A 19,983-nucleotide genomic window follows, 5' to 3' on the forward strand; every position below is an offset into this window, starting at 1 on the left:
GCGAGCTCATCGCACGCGTTGATCGTCCCATGGTTAGGTCACGCCTCTTTGCTGCGGGCCCGCCCTGATCTTGCGCGACCGGCAGAGGGATCAGACGCGCAACAACACCTTGATCGCGCGACGATCGTCCATGGCCTTGTAGCCTTCGGCGACATCGCTCAGTGGCAAGGCCAGATCGAAGACCTTGCCTGGCTGTATCTTGCGCTCCAGAACCAGGTCCATCAAATAAGGCAGAAAACGCCGAACCGGAGCTGGACCGCCGAGCAGGCTCTTCTGCGCAAAGAACAGACCCTGCCCGTCAAGCTGGACGCCATGCGGGACACCGACAAAGCCGATCGATCCGCCTGGGCGCGCGCAATTGATGGCCTGCATCATGGATTCCTGCGTGCCGACGCATTCGAGGACCGATTCCGCGCCGACGCCGCCGGTCAACTCCTTGATGCGTGCGACGCCGGCTTCGCCTCTTTCCGAGACGATATCGGTTGCGCCGAATTCCAGGGCGAGATCCTGACGCGTCTTGTGGCGGCTCATCGCGATGATTCTCTCGGCCCCCATCTGTTTGGCCGAAAGAATGCCCATGAGGCCGACCGCGCCATCGCCGACGACGACCGCCGTCGAGCCAGGCTGAACCCGCGCCGCATCCGCTGCATACCAGCCGGTTCCCAGAACGTCCGACGTTGCCAGGAGGCTGGGGATCAGATCGTCGGCGGGCAATTCCGCCGTCGCCACCAGCGTGCCGTCGGCAAGCGGAACACGAGCCAGCGGCGCCTGGGCGCCCGACATGAATTCCCGCTGTTCGCAGGAGGATTGAAAGCCGAAGCGACAGTGCGGGCAGGTATTGTCCGAAATACAGAAGGAACCGACCACGAACTGGCCGGGCCTGACCGTGGTCACGGCGCTGCCGACTTCCTCGACGATGCCGCAATATTCATGCCCCATCGCCATCGGCGCCTTGATATCGTTCAGCCCGCGAAAGGGCCAAAGATCGGAGCCGCAGATGCAGCTGGCCGAGAGCCGGATGATGGCATCGGTCGGATGAAGGATTTTCGGCTCGGAGACGTCTTCGCAGCGGACATCTCCGGGGGCATAGAGCATTGTTGCCAGCATGGTATTCACTCACTTTCCTATTTCAGCCGCCAGCCATCGCGCGTGACCCTCGCCACGGCTGCAACGGGTATTGTAAAGGAGTGCGGCCGCTTTCATTAATACCGGAAAGTTGCATACGCTTATGAATCCGATTCATAAGTTCGACGGCCGGTCCGCCGAGAGCGTCTTCAAGCGATCTGGCTTTCCCGAATACGGTCGGCGAGGTCGAGAAAATTCTGGCGCATGCGGCGCAGCGTGAAATCGAGCCCGAAGAGACGCCCGGTCTCGCGAAAGCCGATCGACTGGGCAGCCTGTGAATGTTGCAGGGTATCGAACGCGGTTTCAAAGGCCTCGTCTGCTTGCGAGATCAACTTGGAATCGATCTCTCCACCGACGCGAAGCGCACGAGCGCATGCCTCGGCGAAATTCGCCTGAGCCTCCAGGACCCGTGCCGCCTGAGGTCCGATGGCCTCGACGATACTTGCCGGAAAAGGCGCTTCGAGCAAATGGCTGACATAGGTCAGGTCATTGCGGATTCGCCAAAGGGAGCGGGGAATGGCCTCTGAAATACCCTGCCTCGTCAACCAAAAGGCCCGCTCGCGCTGCGCATCCGTCAACAGAGTTTCCGTTGCCATCAGTGATTGCCGAAGCGCGATATTGGCCTCCGACGCGGATATGGCCTCTCCCTTTTCGGCGGCGGCCGCCAGGTTTCGCAATATTTGCGCGATGACGCCGAGTGCCGACCCGAAGCGGTCAAGCACCATCGTCCGCGAGCGGGTCGGCAGGATGAAGAGGCTGGCGAGAACACCAACGACGCCGCCCAGGGTAATCTCGGCAATTCGGTCGACCACGAATATCCCCACCGGGATCGCCGGAGAATGCGTGAGCATGACGATCGCAGCCGTCAGCCCGGCATTGCGCAAACGAGGCGCGCGAGCCGCCGCGAAGCTGGCGATGCCCACCACGATGATGAGGGCGATCCCGATGGCCAGCGGTTCGTGCGGCGTCACGACAACGGCGATACCGCCAAGCACGGCGCCCGCGACCGTCGCCACCAGCCGGTCGACGGCGGCTCCGGCCGTCGCGCCTACCGAGGCCTGCATGACGATGAGCACCGTGAAGACGGCCCAATAGCCCTGCTGAAGATTGAGAAGCTGGGAAAGAGCGTAAGTAACCGTGCAGGCGATCATCACCCGCAGCGCCTGCACCGCGGCCCGCTTGGTCTGGATCAGTGACGCCTTCGGCGGCTGCGGAGACTGGTTTTGGCGAGATGCGAGATCGGTCATCGCCCAACTTTCCGCATAGAACCATATGCTGACAATGGCCGTAGGGTCTTGCCCCTCCCCGTCCCGCAATGTCGCCGCCATGAATTGCAGCTCAAACCCACAATGGCAGTATTCTTCCCGATATGGAAGGAGCGTGCGAAATGGTATCCGATCAAGTGCGACATCCGAGGGAGACGAAACGGTCAGCCTTGCCAGGGATCGACGACGACCACGCCGGTGCCCTCGAAATCCCTGATATTGCGCGTCACGACGACCATATCGTGGACCAAAGCGGTCGCGGCAATCAGCGCGTCGGCCTCATTGCGTCGGTCTGGGATGTGCAGGTGGGCGCAGCGGGTCGCAACTGCGTCGTCAACGGGCAGGATACGGTCGGCGAATTCCGGGCGCACATGACTATCGAGCCAGGAGCGCAACCGGGCGCCCTGTGCGGCGTCCCGCCGCTGCACCCCGAGCACGCCCCGCTCCAATTCAAGAATCGTGATGGCCGACATGAAGAAGCGCGCTGCATCTTCGGCTCCGATCCACGCTATCACATTGGCATCGGCCTTGCCGTCACCGATCTTGCGCAGCTCGGAAACGACGTTGGTGTCCAGCAGATACATCAAGACAAATCCACTTCACGCGGCTTGATGTCAACGCGCTGTGGCTCGAAATCGATTGCCGAGAGGCCAGGCATGGCGAGAGCGTCGATCAGGCTGCGGCGTTTGCCGCTCAAGCGTTCGAATTCATCATAGGTCATGAGAACATGGGAAGGCCTGCCGCGATCCGTAATGATAACCGGACCGCTGTTCGCTGCCTTCTTGGCGCGGCTGACGTCATGGTTCAGCTCGCGGCTGGATAGGGTCGTGATGCTCATGGCGACACCTCAGTGTAGGTAATTACCTACATATAACGCCAGAGGCGGAAATAACAAGCCGAGCGGATGTTTGAAGGGCCATGTCGACCTCCAATATACAATTGGCCAAGCCACAGACGATACCGATAAAGACTAATCGATTTCCTCGGGAATAAAGCCGCCGGTCTGGCGCTTCCAGAGACGGGCGAACAGCCCATCCTGCTCGACCAGTTCATCCGGCCTGCCTTCCTCCAGGATACGCCCCTGATCGAGCACGATGATGCGGTCCATGCTGGCAATGGTCGAGAGGCGGTGTGCGATGGCAATCACCGTCTTTCCCTCCATCACCACATTGAGCTTTTCCTGGATGGCGGCCTCGGATTCGCTGTCGAGCGCGGAGGTTGCCTCGTCCAGAACCAGGATCGGCGCATCCTTCAAAAGGACGCGCGCTATCGCAACACGCTGCCGCTGGCCGCCGGAGAGCTTGATGCCACGGTCGCCGACGAAAGCCTCATAGCCCTTGCGGCCCTCGCCATCGGCGAGGTCGGCGATGAAGGCATCGGCCTTTGCGGTTTTCGCAGCCTGCTCGATCTCGCCCTGCGTTGCTTCCGGCCGGCCGTAGCGGATATTGTCGCCCACCGAACGGTGCAGCAGCGCGACATCCTGCGCGATGACCCCGATATTGCGGCGAAGGCTTGCCTGCGTGACCGCGCGAAGATCCTGCCCGTCGATCCGGATCGCACCCTCGCCTATGTCATAGAAGCGCAGCAGCAGGCTCACCAGCGTGGTCTTGCCGGCACCGGAGAGGCCGACCAGCCCCACCTTTTCGCCGGGCCGCACCGTCAGCGACAGCTTGTCGATGACAGGCTTGCCGGATTTATAGGCGAACCGGACATTGTCGAAACGGATTTCGCCGCTCGTAACCATCAGGTCGGTCGCATCCGGCCGGTCGACGATGGTCGGCGGCGTCGTCATGACGGGCATGGCGTCCTTGATGGTGCCGATCGCCTGGAAGATCTGCTGGCCCATCTGCAGGAAGACGAAGATCTGCGTCGACAGCCTGTTGAGGATGTAGACCGCGCCAACGAACTCTCCGACCGTGAGGAAACCCTTGACGAGGCCGGAAAATCCGATCGACAGCATGGTCAGCCATAGCAGCGTGTTCAACACCACGACCGTCACTTCCGACGAGCGATAGATGCGCTGTTCGTTGTGCTGCGTCTGCACGGCCTTCTCGATGGTGCGGCGGATTGCGCCGGCCTCGCTGTCTTCGGCCGCGAACTGCTTGATCATCTGCATATTGGTATAGAGATCGGTGATGGCGCCGGCGACGAGGCTGCGCTGTTTGGCGGTACGGCGCGAGCGTTCGACAAAGATCGGCACGATCCTGACGGTGAACGCCACGTTGAGCGCGACCCAGACGACGACAGGCACGGCAAGTTGCCAGGCCAGAGCGCTCAGTAATATTACGGAGCCCACCAACTGCATCAGAAAACGCGGGATGGACTGGAAGGCGGCGAGGATCTGTTGCTGAACGGCGGAGGAGACCTGTTGCAGCCGCGAGGAAACCTGACCGGCAAAAAGATCATGAAAGAAGGCGAGATCCTGCCGCTCCACCGCCTTGTGGCCCTGCCACTGGATGGCGGCCGGCATGCCGATACCGAGCGTATGCGACATAAGCGTGTTGAGCAGGAACGAGGCGATCGGCATGATCGGAAAGATCAGCAGGCCGAGAAAAGTCAGCAGCGGCCACTTGCTCTCCAGAAAGACGGAAGCGCCCTGTTGCGTGACGCCATCGACGATGACCGAAAGCCCCCAGACGATCGTCAGATTGATCACCTCCATCGCCATGGAGCAAAGGGCAAGCGTAATCAGCACACCGCGAAACATCGAGATGAAGTGCAGAAGGACCGCAACAGGGCCCTTGGAGGGCAACGGCCGGTAGGGGATGTCGAGCGGCCGGATCAGCGTCTCGAAGGGACGGTAGATCATATCTGAAATCGACATGGGCCGCTCGGGTCGAAAATCGGGAGAAGGACACGGAGACTCAGCTGGACAGGCTGCATAGGACCATCTTCCGGCTGCAATCTCAATTGGAGAATATTGGCAGCCCTTCCGAAAAGGGAAGATCTCATCGGAACCGGCTCCGATATCGAAGGCGGCGGCGGCCGAACGGAGCATAGCCGAATAGTTCCGAACATCCGCTATACGTCTGATATCACTAATATTAATTCACTTCATCGTTATGGGTACGAGCCCGTTTTCCCATCCCATTTATCTTGACTCAATCCATCATGTTATATAGCTCCCTATTGCCGCGTGTGGGGATCAAAAACTCGCGTCCGCAGCGAATTTAAGGGGGCAAAGTGTGAATAAGCGTATTGGACTTCTGTCTGCGCTGCTGGCGGGAGTGTGCACTCCTGCGATGGCGCAGAATGCAACCGAGTTGCAACCCATCGTCGTCAAGGCATCGGAAAACCCGACTGCCCTGCCGGAGGAATATCCGGGCGGGCAGATTGCGAAGGGCGGCCGCGTCGGGATGCTCGGCAACCGTGACGTGATGGATACACCCTTCAGCACGACGAGCTACACGGCCAAGATGATCGAGGACAAGGGGGCAAGCACCATCGCCGACGTGGTTGCGAGCGATCCCTCCGTCAGGAACACCCATGCCTCCGGCGGCATGCTCGACTCCTTCTATATTCGTGGCTTCCCCGTCAATGAAGGTAATTTCGGGGAAGTGGCCTTCGACGGTATCTATGGCATCGCGCCGACCTATCGCGTCTTCACCGATTATGTCGAACGGGTCGAAGTGCTCAAGGGTCCGAGCGCCCTGCTTTACGGCATTTCGCCGAACAGCAGCGTCGGCGGGGCGATCAATATCGTGCCCAAACGCGCCCCGGACGAAGATCTGACGCGGGTGACCACCGAGTATACCTCCGACCTGCAGGGCGGCACGCATCTCGATTTCGCCCGCCGTTTCGGCGAAGAACGGCAGTTCGGCATGCGCTTCAATGGCAGCCTGCAGGGCGGAAACACTCCGATCGACGATCAGACCCAGGAAGCCTATGTCGGCTCGCTCGGCCTTGACTATCAGGGGGAAAACTTCCGCGCGAGCCTCGACGTCATCGGTCAGAAGCAGCATTTCGAAGCGCCGCAGCGCCCCTTCTTTCCCGTGGCGGGGATCAGTCTTCCCGACGCGCCCGACGGCCGGCTGAATATCCAGGAGCCCTGGGAGTGGTCGACGAGCCGGGATCTGTCCTGGCTCAGCCGCGCCGAATATGACGTCAGCGATTCCGTTACGATCTTCGGCGCGGTCGGCGGCGGCAATTCGCATGTGGCTCGACTGTTCGGCACGCCAACCCTTCTGAACTCGAACGGCGATGTCAGCGTTACGCCGCAGAACTTCGTGTTCGACGTCGACAGGACGACGGCGGAAACCGGTGTGCGCGCGAAGTTCGACACCGGGCCGGTCTCGCACTCCGTCACGCTGCAAGCCAGCTATTTGCGGCAGACATTGGATCGTGGATCCAATTCGGGCACGGCGCAACGCACCAACATCTACGATCCGGTGCTACGCCCCGAGCAGAACGTTCCGGCGCCGCGAAACGTGGGACGAGCCTCGAAAAGCGACCTCTCCGGCGTTGCCTTGTCCGATACGCTCTCGATTCTCGACGAGCGCATCCAGCTGACGGTCGGCGGCCGCTGGCAGTCGATCGACTCGAAGAATTACTCCGCAACGACGGGCGCGGTCACCTCGTCGTCCGATGAGACGGCCGTCACCCCGCTCGTCGGTCTCGTGGTCAAGCCATGGGAAAACGTATCGCTCTACGCCAACTATATCGAGGGCCTGAGTGTCGGCGATACGGCGCCCGCCACCGCGGTCAACGCCGGCGAAACACTGGCGCCCTATCGGACCAAGCAATATGAAATCGGCGCGAAATTCGACCTCGGTCGGGTCATGCTGAGCGCTGCGCTCTTCCAGATCGAAAAGCCGTTCGGACAGCTTGAAAGCCAGGGCTCCAGTCTGGTCTTCGTGAAGGGCGGCGAGCAGCGCAATCGCGGCCTCGAGATCAATGTCGCCGGCGAGGTCACCTCGGATCTGCGGCTGCTGGGTGGGGTAACCCTCATCGACGGCGAACTTACCAAGACCAACAGTGCCGCAACCGTCGGCAACAGGCCGATCGGCGTTCCCACCATCCAGGCCAATCTCGGCGCCGAATGGGACACGCCCTTCGTGGAGGGCCTGACGCTGGCCGCGAACGTCATCTTCACGGACGAACAATTCGCTGACACCGCCAACAAGCAGGAGCTTCCGTCCTGGACGAGGCTCGATCTCGGGGCGCGCTATGCGACCAAGATCCAGGATCGGCCGGTGACCTTCCGCGCGTCCGTCGAGAACGTCTTCAACACCGATTACTGGTCGGGCGTTGCAAGCTTCGGCACGATTTCGCAGGGTGCGCCCCTGACCGTCAAGGTGTCGATGACCACCGATTTCTAAGGATGAGGCGTCCCAAATCGCAGCTGTAAGATCGGCGCGCCTGCTCATTGATGGCAGGCGCGCCTTTTTGTTTTTGGGTTGGGTCCGACAAAACAAGAAGGCCGACGCGGTAATGAAACCCCGTCGGCCGTGACATCGTCTGAAAAGCAGCTTGTTAAGGCGCCTTTGCCGTCAGGCTGACGCTATAGCCCGGCTTGTAGGCGATCGGCAGGAAACGCCGGTGATATTCCGCGAAGGTCGCATCGGGGTCGAGATCGGCGAAGAGATCGGGGTGGAACCATTTCGCCAGCTGCTGAATGGCCACGAACTCATAGGGGCTATTGTAGAACTGGTGCCAGATACCGTGGAAACTGCGCGTCTTCTGGGCTTGCGTCCCGGCATAGGCATTCCGCGTCAGATACCATTCCAGCTTTTGCCGCAGGATCGCGGGATCGGCGCCGGGGCCGAGCGGAATCCAGTGGCCGCCGGGAGCATAAGCCTGCCAGTCGGAACTGGTGACGACCACATGCTGCGGGTCGGAAACAATGACCTGCTCCGGATTGAGCTGACCGAAGGTCGTCGGGATGATGTCGCTGCCGATATTGTGGCCACCCGCCACCTCGACATATCTGCCGAAGTTTTCCGCGCCAAAGGTCAGGCAGCAATCGTCCGAGTAGCCGCCGATACGCTCGACGAAAACGCGCGGGCGGTCGGGCTTCGCCTTGTCGAGCACGTCCGTGACGCGTGCGACCGCCTGCCGGCGGAAGGCGATGATCTCCTCGGCGCGTTCCTTGCGATCCATGATTTCCCCGAGCAGGCGAATGGTCCGCTCCGTGTTTTCCAGCGGATGGTGCCGGAAATCGACGTAGAGCACCGGGATACCCAGGGAGGCGAGCTTGTCGACATATCTGGCATCCTCATTGGCACGCATCGCCTCGATGTTGAGGAGCACCACATCGGGTTTGCGAATGATAGCCGACTCGATGTCTATCAGGCTGCCCTCCTGCCCCGAAAAGGTCGGCAGTTTCGCAAGGTCGGGAAAAGCCTCCAGATATTGCGCATAGGTTCCCGGATCGGCCTGGATGAGGTCATTGCGCCAGGCGACGATACGCGACAGCGGATCCTTGGGCTCCAGCGAGGCGATCAGATACAGTTGCCGGCCTTCGCCGAGCAGGATGCGCTTGACCGGCGCATTGATCGTCACCGTGCGATTGGCGACGTCGGTCACGGTGATCGGAGACTGTCCTTCCTGCGCCATGGCCGGGGCGTGCCAAAACATGAGCATCGCCAGCACCGCCATTACAGCCTGATATATCGAGCACCGTCTTCTCACGAATAAACCTCTTCTTCGAATGTCCTGCGCGACTTAAGCCATAGAGCCAGCGCAAGGAAAAGCGACAATGTGTAAAGGATCGCAACCAACGGAAATGCGGCTTCCAGACCGAGCAGCTGGGTCGCGCCGACACCGGCGGCGATGCCGGCGATGGACGCCACCTGCTGGCAAGTCTGGGCAAGGCCGAGAACGGAGCCTTGCCGGTCCGTCGGCGTCGAGGCTGATATCTGCGCGAGCAGCATGGGGGTGGTGCCGCCCAGGAGCGCGCCCCAGAGCAGGTACATGACGGCGAACAGAACGATCGATGTCGTCAGGCCCGCCAGCGTCGACACCAGGGCGCAGCCCGCTGATATTGCGATCATCCAGCCGAGAACCATCGTCCTCGGACTGCCTTTCAACAGCCTGGCCCAGAGCGGCGCGCCGATCACGAAACCGAGGGCGAGCAGTCCGTAGCTCAAGCCTGCCATCCAGTGACGGGCGCCGAAGACCTGCGTCATGTACAGGGAGAACGGCACCTGCAGCACCATGCGGCTGGCAAGCAGCAGACCGATCAGCCAGAGGAGCCCGGTGACCGAGGGATCCTTGGCAGGTACGGATTTCTGGGTTTGCGCCTGGGCGGCAGCAGAGGGCGCCGCCCGGCTGGACGGCACGGGAAGCGTTGCCCAGGCGACGATCGCGCATAGCGCACAGACGGCCCCGGCCGTGAGATTGATGTCCGAAAAAGAAGCGGCGTCCAGGATAAGGCCGCCGAAGAACGCACCGCCGAGCGAGCCGACATTGGTCGCGACCTGCAGCCAGGCGAACAGCCCTGCCCGGTCACGACCGCCGGTGATCTCCACGCCATAGGCCTGCGCCGGCGCGATATAGCCGGCGAAGGCGCCCTGCAGGAAGCGCAGAGCGAGGATGGTCCAGACGTCCTGCGCGAAGGCGACGAACAGTTGCGTGACGGCAAGCCCGGCAAGTGCGCGCACCATCATCAGCCGGTTGCCATAGCGATCGCCCATCCGGCCCCAAAAGGCGCTGGTAAGCGAGATGCCGATCATCGGGCAGACATAGACGCCGATGCTGGCAAGGGAAAAGACGCTCTCCGAGGTGCTGAGCGTCTCGATCTGAATCGGCCAGAACGGGCCGCTCATCTCCATGGCGCCCATGGAGATGAACTGCAATCCGAACAGAAGCAGGAAGACGGGTCCGAAACTGCGGACGACGGCGGCGGCTTGCTTCATTGCGTTGCCGCCAACGGGTTGTCGAGGCCATGCTCGACCCGGTAGTCGCGATACCGCTCGAGATGCATCCGCAACACCGAGCGCGTCGGCCAGGGCTTTTCAAGAAAGGCCTGCCGCTCCTCCACCCAGAAAGCATCGGAGAGCATTCGTGGCCTCAGGGCCTCGAAAGCCGCCTCCGTTTCCTCGTGCAGGATCCGCCAGGGATTGTCGAGCCCGCAATGCTCGGCAAGGCACAGGGCCAGCTCGTGAAGATGGCAGACGAAGCAGGCATCAATCACGAAGGAGCGCACGAGGCTGATGTCGTCGTTGAAGGTCGTCGGCAGGATACCCTTGCGGCTGAACGGCGCGAGCCGATAGCCACGCTCCTCGAAAAGCGGCGCGAAACTGCGCCCGTCGCCGAAGTCACGAATGAGCAGCTTTTGCGGATTGCCCGAGACGTCGAAGAGGATCGTGCTGTTCTGCTGGTGCGCCTCGAAGGCGATGCCGTAAAGCAGATACATGGCAAGCGCCGGCCGAACGACCGTGCGGGCATAGGCCCTGAAGAAGACGGCCGCCTTCTCCTCTTCGGCCGCCGGAATGCGGTCGATCAACTCGCAGACAAGCGGCCGATGCGCCAGCGGGCTTTCGGCGAGAAGCGACGCAACCGTCACGGGGATAAGGCCGTCCTTGCGGGCCAGCGCATTCACCTCGCGATAGACGACCGACAGGAACCGGCCGGGATGCTCGTCGCCGGTCTCGGGATCGTGCAGGATCGCGCCAAGCTCCTCCGTGAAAATCTCGAGGGACGCCTTGAGCTCATCTTCCTTCGCGAGGATATCGCTGATCAAGGTGCTGAGACGCGGCCCCATGTGGATCGATTTCGCCTGCAAGGTCCTCTGCTCGCTGGTCATCCAGATGGCGACCGGCAGCTTGATGAACGGCTGCGGCTCCTGGGTATCCGGCAGCATGGTGCGGAAGGACATGGCGGGAAGCGTGACGATATCCGGACCCTCTACATCGAGAATGTCCGAGGCGATCAGGGAGGCGAACTCGCGACGAACGAAGTTTTCCAGATGCCATGCATGGATCGGCAAGGGAAGCCAGTCGCCCGCCTCCTTCCCCCGACCGCGAAGGCCGTCGCTCCACTGTTCCCACAGGTCCGGATAGGCATTCGCGAACCATTCGGAATAGTCGGCGACATGCGGCATCGTCTCGACATAGGCCCAATCCCTGCGCAAGGCGGCGATCCGCAGCGGGACGCGGGCGCCGAACTCCGGCGAAAGAGCGCTGATTTCCGCCGCAGACAATCCCGGCTTGGCCTTCCAGGTGGGATAGAAGGGATGCCCCTCCAGCGAACCCCATTGGTCGAGCGTCATCGCCGTCAGATGCGTCGGCAGGCTTTTTTCGAGGTGGTCGATGAAGCCGGTCGCGCCAGTCGCCGCTATCGATTGGCGCAGCTCGTCGCTCCACCTCTCGCGATGCCCACGCGCCAGCACGTCGTTTTTCATGCTGTCTTCGATATCCCGCAAGAGAACCTCGAAACCGTCGGATGCGGCCGAGACGTCAAGGACGGGAGCGATCTCCTTGAGGAGAGCGGCGGGATCGTCCAGCCTGCGGCGCACGCCGCCGTCCTCGATCACCTCGATGGCGCCACGATTGAGCAAGGTGTCGGCCGGCGCCCGCCTGAGGCTGGTGAAATGCAGGACCCGGCGTGTCGCCCAAAGCGGCAACCAGGCCTGTTCGCCGTTTTCCGCCCATAGCAGGGCCTTGGCGTCGAGCATTTTTTCGGCAAAGGCGCAGCGAACCAGACGCCGGATCGCATTCCGCGCGGCGGCCTCCCAAAGCCGCTTTTCGGCCGAGATGTCCTGGCTTCTTTCAAAAATGATTTCGGTCATCAGGCAACCCCCGGCCAGTTGGTGGGAATATGGGCATGCGAGGGCTGCGGCAATGCGCCGTGATACTCCCGCGCCCAGGAATAGGTTTTCGCAATCGCCGGGATCGGGACGCGCAGCCGGGAGGCCACCTCGACGAGGAGTGCGAGCCCGAAGGCGATATCCTCGTGAAAGGCTCTGCTGTCGCGATCGATCAGGTAGCCGGCGCCGTGGGGATTGGCTATGAGCGGCGCCTGGATTCCGGCATAGGCGCGATTGGTGCGCAGCAGGGAATACATGGTGCGGTCATCCTCGATCTGATCGCCATAGGCTTCGATAAGCTCCTGGCGCAACGGCTTGACCGAACTCAGGTCGATGTCGAGGCGCTCCTGCGCCGCATTGCGGATCGCCTGGTTTTCGGCATCGCAGGCTTCCAGCAACTCTGCTCCTTCGCGCGGGCAATCGCTCCACCAGCATATTGGCGTTTCGAACGGCTTGTCGCGCCATGGTGCATCGGGACCGAGAAGGCCATACAGCACGGCTGGATGCATGAGCGCGTTGCCTGGCGTCAAGGTGATCTCGAGATAGTTGTCGAGCATGGTTACTGGTGCTTCGAAGAGCTGTCCGAGGAAGCCGCCGAGCCTGTCGCGGTCGACGGCGCTTTCACGCGCATGCAAGGCGGCAAACAGCTCCGCCTTTGCGCCGCCCATGCGGACCTGCTTGCCGGCGACCAGCTCGAAAGCGGTATGCGGCACATCTTTCATGCCCCAGATCACCACATTCTCCCGCCCGGCAAATGCCCCCGCGGCCAGCCAGTCGAAGCCGCAGAAGCCGGGAATGGCGCCGACATAGACGGCCTTGCCACGCGGCAGATGCGGCGCAATCCTTGCCAGCAGTTCGGGGCGGACATGAGCCGGCTGCGTGACCACGACGATATCCGCATCTTCGAGAGCCCGGCCAGGGTCGGTGCCGACATAGTCGGGCCGTCCGGAGAGCACATGGCCCTCCGGAGTCAGCGCCTGCCACATACCGTCTCCGGCCGCCCACTGCTCGGCCACGGAAGCGGAGCTCGTGAGCACGGAGACCACCGTCTCCGGCCGCTGCTTGAAGAGAACGGCGTTCAGATGGCCGGTGCGACCGGCCCCGCAGATCGTGACCTTCATGCCGCGCGCGCCCTGTTCGTCAGCCAGCTGTCGAGCTGGTCGGCGATCGAAGGATCGAGAAGGCTGCGCTTCTCCATCCACTCGTCGTCGAAGATGGAGCCGAGATATTTCTCGCCGCCGTCGGCGACGGTCGTCACCACATTGCCGCTGAGCTTGCCGGAGACGATGAATTCCAGTGCCTTGTAGATGGCGCCGCCCGTGGAGCCGCCGACCAGCAGCCCCTTGTGCCGGGCAATGTAACGGGCCGTTTCGAAAGCCTGGGTGTCGGTGACCTGCACACCTTCGTCGATGCAGGCATAGTCGAGAACCTTGCCGACCTCGTCGCCGGCAGGCGTTCCCGTTCCCGACTGGTAATAGGGATAGCCTGGCTTTCCGAAGACGATCGATCCCGCGGGCTCGACGGCAATCGTCTTGATGCGGGCATCATGCCTCTTGAGGCGTTGGGAAATGCCGGTCATCGAGCCGCCGGTGCCCACGCAACCGACGAAGGCGTCAATGCCGTCAGGCAGTTGGGTCAAGAGTTCCTCGACGAAACCGGCATAGCCTTCGGGATTGGCAGGATTGTCGGACTGGTTCATGAACAGCGCGCCCGGAAGCTGGGCGCCGAGCTGCGCGGCAAGGCGCTGGCGTTCGACCACGGCAACCTCATCCTCGCGATAGGTGCCCTCGACATAGCGGATCTCTGCCCCGAATGCGCGCATCGTGCGGATCTTGTCGGGAGCGGCGTGATGGTCGACCACGGCGATGAAACGCAGGCCGAATTCGAGAGCGGCGAGCGCGAGACCGATGCCGGTATTGCCGGAGGAGGATTCGACGATCGTGCCGCCCGGCTTCAGGCGTCCGTCCGCCAGCGCGGCAACGACCATGCTGCGCGCCATGCGATCCTTCATCGAGCCACCCGGATTGTTCTTCTCGATCTTCAGAAACAGGGTCGTGTCCCGTTCCGGCAGCTTGATCGACATCAGCGGCGTCTGGCCGATAAGCTGGGTTATCGTCGTGTAGGTCATAGATACATCTCCAAATCGTCGGTGGTGAGAAAAGGCGCGCCGCCGACAGCGTGATGCAGGCGGAAGCGCTTTGGCATTGGGTGGCGATGGAATTCGTTTTCGAGCAGATCCATCTGGTAGCCGGCGGTATTGGCATAGACCAGGAGATCGCCGGCGCGGGGCGCGGTCGGAAAATCCAGCCAGCGGTTGGTCAGCACGTCCTCGTCGAGGCAGCTATGGCCCGCAAGATAGGCCTTGAACGGCTGTGCGGCGGCCGGCATCGCGACTGCGGGAACGACGATCGGATCCAGGAGGAACTCCGATGCGAACCAGGTCTCGCAGGCGCTGAAGCTGCTGCCTTCCACGAAGATGACGGCGGTGTCCGGTCCCAGTGTCTTGACGCGGATGATCCTGAAGACGGAGATGGCCGTCTGGTCGGCCAGGGCACGTCCGGGCTCGAGCGCGATCGCGAGTTTCTCGTCCCTGAAATAGTCGGCGATGCTTCGCCTGGCGTCCATCGGCGCGGCAAGGAGGCTTTGCAGCCAATCGGCGGCGGAAATGTCGCCGCCATAGGGATAGAAGGAAGACGGCAGCTTCCCGTTGCGATAGTCCGCCGCGCTCTGCCCCTCGATATGTTTCCGATAGGCGACCGTGTCGACATAACGGATCGGTAGCCCGCCGCCGATGTCGATCATTCTCGGAGCAAGGCCGATGGCGCGCGCCTCGCGGATCAGGCGCGAAGCCTCGCGAATGGCGGCGGCGCGCGTTTCCCAGCGATAACCGGAAAGATGGAAATGCAGGCCGTCGAAGCGGAACCGCTTGTCGGCGGCGATGACGGACAGGCAGACCAACACCTGATCCGCATCCATGCCGAAACGGCTGCCCGCCTGATCGCTGGGACGCAGGCGCAACAGCACGGGCTGCGGCTCGCCATCATCCGGCAGGCGGTCCGACAGGTCCTCCAGCTCTTCCGGCGAATCGACGGAAATCAGCGCCCTGCAGGCAACGAGCGCGTCGTGAAAAGCTGGCGTCTTTGCCGGACCGGTCGCGACGATGCGCTCTCCGATGGCGCCGAGCGCCAGCGCGTCCCGCAGCTCATAGAAGCTGGAGACGTCGAGGCCGATCCCGGCTTCGAGCGCGGCGTGCATCAGGCCCGGCGACTTGTTGACCTTCACGCCATAATAGATCGTGTGATCGACGCCATTTTGCGCCAGCACCGCGGTCAATCCCCGCACATTCTCGCCGAGAGCCTCGGGGCTTACCAGATGCAGCGGGGAACCATGCGTCTCCACCCATTCGAGCAGCAGCTTGCCATTCTGGCTAAGAAGATCGGTTGTTCCCGGCCTCAAAATGGGAGAGAGGCCGGCATCGGAATTCTGCCGATATAGCGTCATAGCGATGCCCCTGCCCCGGAGGCCACGCAGGAGGCATGTCCTGCTGGCCACTCGGGGCGTAAATGCTCGAGCGGCACCATGCAGGATGGGAGAGGCTCATCGACGATATGGCGCGTGGTCTTGAACGGAAACTTGCCGCCGCTTCGAGCCATGGCAAAAATCGTCTCGGGCGTGATGATCTCGCCGCTGCGCCAGCCTTCGACCCTGACCAGATCGTAGCTCAGCAAGAAGACGGGAACGGTGCTCAACTGCAGGCGCTTTGCGACGGACAGGCGATGGTGGCCATCCATGACGAGAAGCGCATCCTTCTCCACCATGATCGGCGCGGTCCAGTAACCCGCCTGGAGAATTTGCACCTCAAGGGCCGCAACGCGATTTGGATCGATTTCCTCCGTTGGGACCAATTGGTCTGGGCATAAGAAGCCGTATTTCATCCATCCACCTCCTTGGACAGCGATCGCTGACGCGGGCGATAAGGATGATGAATTTTGGCGAGTTTGTGGCAGCGAGTATTCTTATTTTAATCGACTATAAAGTGTAGTTATTGCGAATTTTCTTTTGATTTCATGAGCAATCTGGCCTGTCCCAAGATGGGAATCAGGCGCGGGACGCTGGTAACAGCATGACATCCGGCGCCGATTTTTTGGAACCAGGCGGTATAAATTTCAAATGAAATCTTCGCGAGAATAATGGGTATTGCTATGTGAATAAAATATGACTAAATTATTCTAGTTTTATTTCGAGCATAATAATTTTTATCTACTTTACATTGTATATTTATTCCACCTAGCATTGCATTGACGCATTGAGGGAAGCGGCCTTCGGCATGGTTATGAGCCGAGAAGGTCGTGCCGCGCAGGCAGCTCCTCCCCGTTTCGATCCACAGCACCGACCGAAAGCGAAGGCGTTGCGACATTGTCGGCGCGAAAACGCCGGCTGGAGCGATTCCAGCCGGCGACGGAGAAATTCAGACAATGAATGGGATCGAACCAGAGCGCCCGATGGCCGACCGGATCGCGCTGATCCTATCCGTTTCCGAAGAGGCGCGAGCGCGTCAGAAATCGTCGTTCCCGACCATTGTCGAGTGAGAACATTCCGCCTCTGCCCGCCACCACATCGATGATCAGCTGCGTGTGCTTCCACAGTTCGAACTGGCTTGCATTGATATAGACCGGCACGCCGCCGATTTCCCCGAGCTTCACGTCCGTCTCACCCACCCGGTATTCATCCGAGGGGTAACACATCGGCGACGAACCGTCGCAGCAGCCGCCCGATTGATGGAACAGGATATTCGGATGATCCCGCTGGATTTCTCTTATGAGCGTAAGCGCCGCGGCGGTTGCGAGAACCCGCGGCTCGCTCCTGGTGATATCATCGGTCATCGGCCTATCCTCGACGGTGGCTGGCCCATCGCTCCTACCCCTTGCCGGAGGAGCTGGAACGAAGACGCGGCGGAACACCCTACGACAACAGTGCCCCACCGCGTCTTCGCAGTCTAAAATGCCTCAGAAGAAGCCGAGTGCCTTCGGGCTGTAGCTCACCAGCATGTTCTTGGTCTGCTGATAGTGATCGAGCATCATCTTGTGCGTCTCGCGGCCGATGCCGGACTGTTTGTATCCGCCGAAGGCGGCATGGGCCGGATAGGCGTGATAGCAATTGGTCCATACGCGGCCGGCCTGGATCTCGCGGCCGAAGCGGTAGCAACGATTGGCATTGCGACTCCAGACACCGGCGCCCAACCCGTAAAGTGTGTCGTTGGCGATTTCGAGCGCCTCCTTCTCATCCTTGAAGGTCGTCACCGAGACCACAGGCCCGAAGATCTCTTCCTGGAAGACGCGCATCTTGTTGTGGCCCTTGAAGATGGTCGGCTTGACGTAATAGCCGCCGGCGAGGTCGCCGCCGAGGTCGTTGCGCGAGCCGCCGGCCAGCACCTGGGCGCCCTCCTGCCGGCCGATGTCGAGATAGGCGAGGATCTTCTCCAGCTGTTCGCTAGACGCCTGCGCCCCGATCATCGTGGCCGGATCGAGCGGGTTGCCCTGCTTGATCGCCTCGACGCGCTTGACCGCCTTTTCCATGAAGCGGTCATAAATGGATTCCTGCACGAGCGCCCGGCTGGGGCATGTGCAGACCTCACCCTGGTTCAGGGCAAACATCGCGAAGCCCTCCAGCGCCTTGTCGAGAAAATCATCGTCTTCCGCCATCACATCGGCAAAGAAAATGTTCGGCGACTTGCCGCCCAGTTCCAGCGTCACCGGAATGAGGTTCTGGCTGGCATATTGCATGATCAGCCGGCCGGTCGAGGTTTCTCCGGTAAAGGCGATCTTGGCGATGCGCGGACTGGTCGCCAAAGGCTTGCCGGCCTCAAGCCCGAAGCCGTTGACGATATTGAGCACGCCGGCCGGAAACAGATCGCCGACGATTTCGGCCCAGACCAGAATGGAGGCCGGCGTCTGTTCCGCCGGCTTGATGACGACGCAATTGCCGGCGGCGAGCGCCGGCGCCAGTTTCCACGCAGCCATCAGGATCGGAAAGTTCCAGGGAATGATCTGGCCGACGACACCGAGCGGCTCATGGAAGTGATAGGCGACGGTATCATGGTCGATCTCGCCGATCGAACCTTCCTGGGCACGGATGCAGGCCGCGAAATACCGGAAATGATCGATCGCCAGCGGAATGTCGGCCGCCATGGTTTCGCGGATGGGCTTGCCGTTGTCCCAGGTCTCGGCCTGCGCCAGAAGCTCCAGCTTGTCTTCCATGCGCTGCGCCACCTTCATCAGGATATTGGAGCGCTCGGCAGCCGATGTGCGGGCCCATTTCTCCTTGGCGGCATGGGCGGCGTCGAGTGCCGCATTGATGTCCTTCTCGTCGGAACGAGGAATATCGCAGAGCTTGCCGCCAGTGACCGGCGTCGCATTTTCGAAATATCTGCCGCTGATCGGCTCGCGCCATTCGCCGCCGATATAGTTGCCGTATTTCAGTTTGAACGGCGATTCCACGATCTTCTGGTGCAGCATGTCATCCTCCCTTGAAGCACAGGCCCATCCGGACCGATGGAGGAAATCTGCGCCAGCTTTGCCGCAAAGAGGAGAGGCCCACACCAATGCCGCAGCGCACACTGTTTCACTTATGCGACAGGATTCCGCGATCGAGGAACGACAAGAGCTGAGATTGGGCGCAAGCCGGACATGGCTCTATTGAACGGCGAGCTTCTTCATCTTGCGATGCATGGTCGCGCGGCTGATTCCAAGCAACGATGCCGCCTGCGAGACCTTGCCGTTGGTACGCGACAGGACGCGGCGCAGCGCCGCTCGCTCCGCCTCGATAAGATCCGAGCCATGATCCTGGCGATCTTCCTGCAATGCGTCGGAAGCCGCCAGTCCTGCCGCGATGCGCGCGTCGTCGAGCTTGAGCGCCATGCGGGCGGCACGCGTAGCGCCAAGAACGAGATCGTCCTTGTCGACGGCCAAAAGCGCCATGGCGGAGTGGCAGCCCGCAGGCACCATGATGAAACGGGCGCCCGGAAAGGCGCTGCGGAAGAGATTGATCTCGATGCGCAAAGCTGTGTCCCGCACCGCTTGCGACAGGATGGCCAGGGTCATCTCGTTCGCATCCTCGCGGCATGTCGAAATGTCCAGCGCCGCCGCCAGTTCACCGCGATGGTCGCGGATCGGCGCCGTCGTGCAGCTCAGGCGGATATTGGAAGAGAGGAAATGCTGGTCGCGATGGATCGTCACCGCACGCTCGTCGGCGATGGCCGTGCCGATGCCGTTCGTACCGACGCTGGCTTCCGTCCATATTGCACCGGGCCAAAGGCCAAGCCGGTGAAACTCCTTGTCGTCGCCACCGGCGCCGCGCCGGTCGAGCGCGACACCATCGCGATCGGTCAGCAGCAGGCAGCAGGCGGCCTTGCCGACCGTGGAAAACAGCCGATCCAGCTCATCGGCGGCCTCGGCGATCAGCCGTTCGGACCGAAGCCGGGTGTCGTGGAATTCGTGCTCGGTCAAGCGAAGGGGTACGCGGTCGTCATCCGGCGACAGCCTGTGAATCGACAGGCATCGGGACCAGGACGCAACGATCGGGGAACTGGCGGCAGCCGATCTGTGCTGCGCACTGGCATAGACACGCTCGGCATGAGCCATCTCGCTCGACATCGGCTCCTCCCAAAGCACATCGAATATTTATGTCGCGGAACTGGCGTGGTTGCAATTCCAAAGATGCCGTGCGGCGGCCGTCCTTGAACGCAGAGGCCGAGAATGTCTCAAAGTTGAGACATTTGGAGCAAGCTCATTTGTGCGGCCGCTCGAATTTGAGGATGCTGGTGCCTTTCGGCATATCATGCGACCG

General features: G+C 61.6%; 16 protein-coding genes. 1 reads left to right on the plus strand and 15 read right to left on the minus strand.

The window, feature by feature from the left end; all coding sequences use genetic code 11:
- Positions 1-90: 90 nt before the first annotated feature.
- From FHX11_RS17495 to FHX11_RS17515, 5 genes are all read right to left on the minus strand, one after another.
- A complete protein-coding gene (locus tag FHX11_RS17495; protein ID WP_184359416.1) occupies positions 91-1,107 on the minus strand; it encodes a zinc-dependent alcohol dehydrogenase family protein in 1,017 nt (338 codons plus the stop codon).
- 167 nt (positions 1,108-1,274) lie between these two features.
- The gene (locus tag FHX11_RS17500; protein ID WP_184358932.1) at positions 1,275-2,372 is read right to left on the minus strand and encodes an FUSC family protein; all 1,098 of its coding nucleotides are present in this window, start codon (positions 2,370-2,372) and stop codon (positions 1,275-1,277) included.
- Positions 2,373-2,554: 182 nt separating this feature from the next.
- The gene (locus tag FHX11_RS17505; RefSeq protein ID WP_184358933.1) at positions 2,555-2,977 is read right to left on the minus strand and encodes a type II toxin-antitoxin system VapC family toxin; all 423 of its coding nucleotides are present in this window, start codon (positions 2,975-2,977) and stop codon (positions 2,555-2,557) included.
- The gene (locus tag FHX11_RS17510; RefSeq protein WP_184358934.1) at positions 2,974-3,228 is read right to left on the minus strand and encodes a type II toxin-antitoxin system Phd/YefM family antitoxin; all 255 of its coding nucleotides are present in this window, start codon (positions 3,226-3,228) and stop codon (positions 2,974-2,976) included. Before FHX11_RS17510 ends, FHX11_RS17505 begins: the two co-directional genes overlap by 4 nt.
- A gap of 132 nt (positions 3,229-3,360) precedes the next feature.
- The gene (locus FHX11_RS17515) at positions 3,361-5,214 is read right to left on the minus strand and encodes an ABC transporter ATP-binding protein (RefSeq protein WP_184358935.1); all 1,854 of its coding nucleotides are present in this window, start codon (positions 5,212-5,214) and stop codon (positions 3,361-3,363) included.
- A 361-nt stretch (positions 5,215-5,575) separates the two neighbouring features.
- Between FHX11_RS17515 and FHX11_RS17520 the strand changes: the two genes are divergently transcribed.
- The gene (locus FHX11_RS17520) at positions 5,576-7,708 is read left to right on the plus strand and encodes a TonB-dependent siderophore receptor (protein WP_184358936.1); all 2,133 of its coding nucleotides are present in this window, start codon (positions 5,576-5,578) and stop codon (positions 7,706-7,708) included.
- A 154-nt stretch (positions 7,709-7,862) separates the two neighbouring features.
- Here the strand turns inward: FHX11_RS17520 and FHX11_RS17525 are convergent, their stop codons facing one another.
- The 10 genes from FHX11_RS17525 to FHX11_RS17570 form a co-directional block, all read right to left on the minus strand.
- The gene (locus tag FHX11_RS17525) at positions 7,863-8,972 is read right to left on the minus strand and encodes an ABC transporter substrate-binding protein (protein WP_184358937.1); all 1,110 of its coding nucleotides are present in this window, start codon (positions 8,970-8,972) and stop codon (positions 7,863-7,865) included.
- Positions 8,973-9,016: 44 nt separating this feature from the next.
- Positions 9,017-10,246, minus strand: coding sequence for an MFS transporter (locus FHX11_RS17530; protein WP_184358938.1), 1,230 nt, complete (start codon positions 10,244-10,246; stop codon positions 9,017-9,019).
- Positions 10,243-12,120: an IucA/IucC family siderophore biosynthesis protein gene (locus FHX11_RS17535; protein ID WP_184358939.1), complete on the minus strand. Its 1,878-nt coding sequence runs from the start codon at positions 12,118-12,120 to the stop codon at positions 10,243-10,245. The genes FHX11_RS17530 and FHX11_RS17535 overlap by 4 nt, the downstream gene beginning before the upstream one ends.
- Complete coding sequence (locus FHX11_RS17540) at positions 12,120-13,259, minus strand: NAD/NADP octopine/nopaline dehydrogenase family protein (RefSeq protein WP_184358940.1); 1,140 nt, start codon at positions 13,257-13,259, stop codon at positions 12,120-12,122. The genes FHX11_RS17535 and FHX11_RS17540 overlap by 1 nt, the downstream gene beginning before the upstream one ends.
- On the minus strand, positions 13,256-14,266 hold the full coding sequence (locus tag FHX11_RS17545) for a cysteine synthase family protein (RefSeq protein ID WP_184358941.1): 1,011 nt from the start codon (positions 14,264-14,266) through the stop codon (positions 13,256-13,258). Before FHX11_RS17545 ends, FHX11_RS17540 begins: the two co-directional genes overlap by 4 nt.
- Positions 14,263-15,639 carry a Y4yA family PLP-dependent enzyme gene (locus FHX11_RS17550; protein WP_184358942.1) on the minus strand — a complete coding sequence of 459 codons (1,377 nt, stop codon included), beginning with the start codon at positions 15,637-15,639 and terminating at the stop codon, positions 14,263-14,265. Before FHX11_RS17550 ends, FHX11_RS17545 begins: the two co-directional genes overlap by 4 nt.
- Complete coding sequence (locus tag FHX11_RS17555; RefSeq protein WP_184358943.1) at positions 15,636-16,073, minus strand: ParB N-terminal domain-containing protein; 438 nt, start codon at positions 16,071-16,073, stop codon at positions 15,636-15,638. The genes FHX11_RS17550 and FHX11_RS17555 overlap by 4 nt, the downstream gene beginning before the upstream one ends.
- Before the next feature lie 591 nt (positions 16,074-16,664).
- Complete coding sequence (locus FHX11_RS17560) at positions 16,665-17,021, minus strand: DUF779 domain-containing protein (RefSeq protein WP_184358944.1); 357 nt, start codon at positions 17,019-17,021, stop codon at positions 16,665-16,667.
- 123 nt (positions 17,022-17,144) lie between these two features.
- Positions 17,145-18,653: an aldehyde dehydrogenase gene (gene adh / locus FHX11_RS17565; protein ID WP_184358945.1), complete on the minus strand. Its 1,509-nt coding sequence runs from the start codon at positions 18,651-18,653 to the stop codon at positions 17,145-17,147.
- 177 nt (positions 18,654-18,830) lie between these two features.
- Positions 18,831-19,790, minus strand: coding sequence for a GAF domain-containing protein (locus FHX11_RS17570; protein ID WP_184358946.1), 960 nt, complete (start codon positions 19,788-19,790; stop codon positions 18,831-18,833).
- Between the last annotated feature and the right edge of the window lie 193 nt (positions 19,791-19,983).

The organism is Rhizobium sp. BK602, from assembly GCF_014195095.1.
In the GTDB taxonomy this organism is placed as follows: Bacteria; Pseudomonadota; Alphaproteobacteria; order Rhizobiales; family Rhizobiaceae; genus Rhizobium.

Excerpts from the sequence above, each read along its gene's own strand:
- FHX11_RS17525 (WP_184358937.1), bottom strand. The coding sequence starts at position 8,972 with ATGCTCATGTTTTGGCACGCCCCGGCCATGGCGCAGGAAGGACAGTCT.
- FHX11_RS17555 (WP_184358943.1), bottom strand. The coding sequence starts at position 16,073 with ATGAAATACGGCTTCTTATGCCCAGACCAATTGGTCCCAACGGAGGAA.
- FHX11_RS17540 (WP_184358940.1), bottom strand. The coding sequence starts at position 13,259 with ATGAAGGTCACGATCTGCGGGGCCGGTCGCACCGGCCATCTGAACGCC.
- FHX11_RS17550 (WP_184358942.1), bottom strand. The coding sequence starts at position 15,639 with ATGACGCTATATCGGCAGAATTCCGATGCCGGCCTCTCTCCCATTTTG.
- FHX11_RS17500 (WP_184358932.1), bottom strand. The coding sequence starts at position 2,372 with ATGACCGATCTCGCATCTCGCCAAAACCAGTCTCCGCAGCCGCCGAAG.
- FHX11_RS17545 (WP_184358941.1), bottom strand. The coding sequence starts at position 14,266 with ATGACCTACACGACGATAACCCAGCTTATCGGCCAGACGCCGCTGATG.
- FHX11_RS17515 (WP_184358935.1), bottom strand. The coding sequence starts at position 5,214 with ATGTCGATTTCAGATATGATCTACCGTCCCTTCGAGACGCTGATCCGG.
- FHX11_RS17560 (WP_184358944.1), bottom strand. The coding sequence starts at position 17,021 with ATGACCGATGATATCACCAGGAGCGAGCCGCGGGTTCTCGCAACCGCC.
- FHX11_RS17495 (WP_184359416.1), bottom strand. The coding sequence starts at position 1,107 with ATGCTGGCAACAATGCTCTATGCCCCCGGAGATGTCCGCTGCGAAGAC.
- FHX11_RS17530 (WP_184358938.1), bottom strand. The coding sequence starts at position 10,246 with ATGAAGCAAGCCGCCGCCGTCGTCCGCAGTTTCGGACCCGTCTTCCTG.
- adh (WP_184358945.1), bottom strand. The coding sequence starts at position 18,653 with ATGCTGCACCAGAAGATCGTGGAATCGCCGTTCAAACTGAAATACGGC.
- FHX11_RS17510 (WP_184358934.1), bottom strand. The coding sequence starts at position 3,228 with ATGAGCATCACGACCCTATCCAGCCGCGAGCTGAACCATGACGTCAGC.
- FHX11_RS17535 (WP_184358939.1), bottom strand. The coding sequence starts at position 12,120 with ATGACCGAAATCATTTTTGAAAGAAGCCAGGACATCTCGGCCGAAAAG.
- FHX11_RS17570 (WP_184358946.1), bottom strand. The coding sequence starts at position 19,790 with ATGTCGAGCGAGATGGCTCATGCCGAGCGTGTCTATGCCAGTGCGCAG.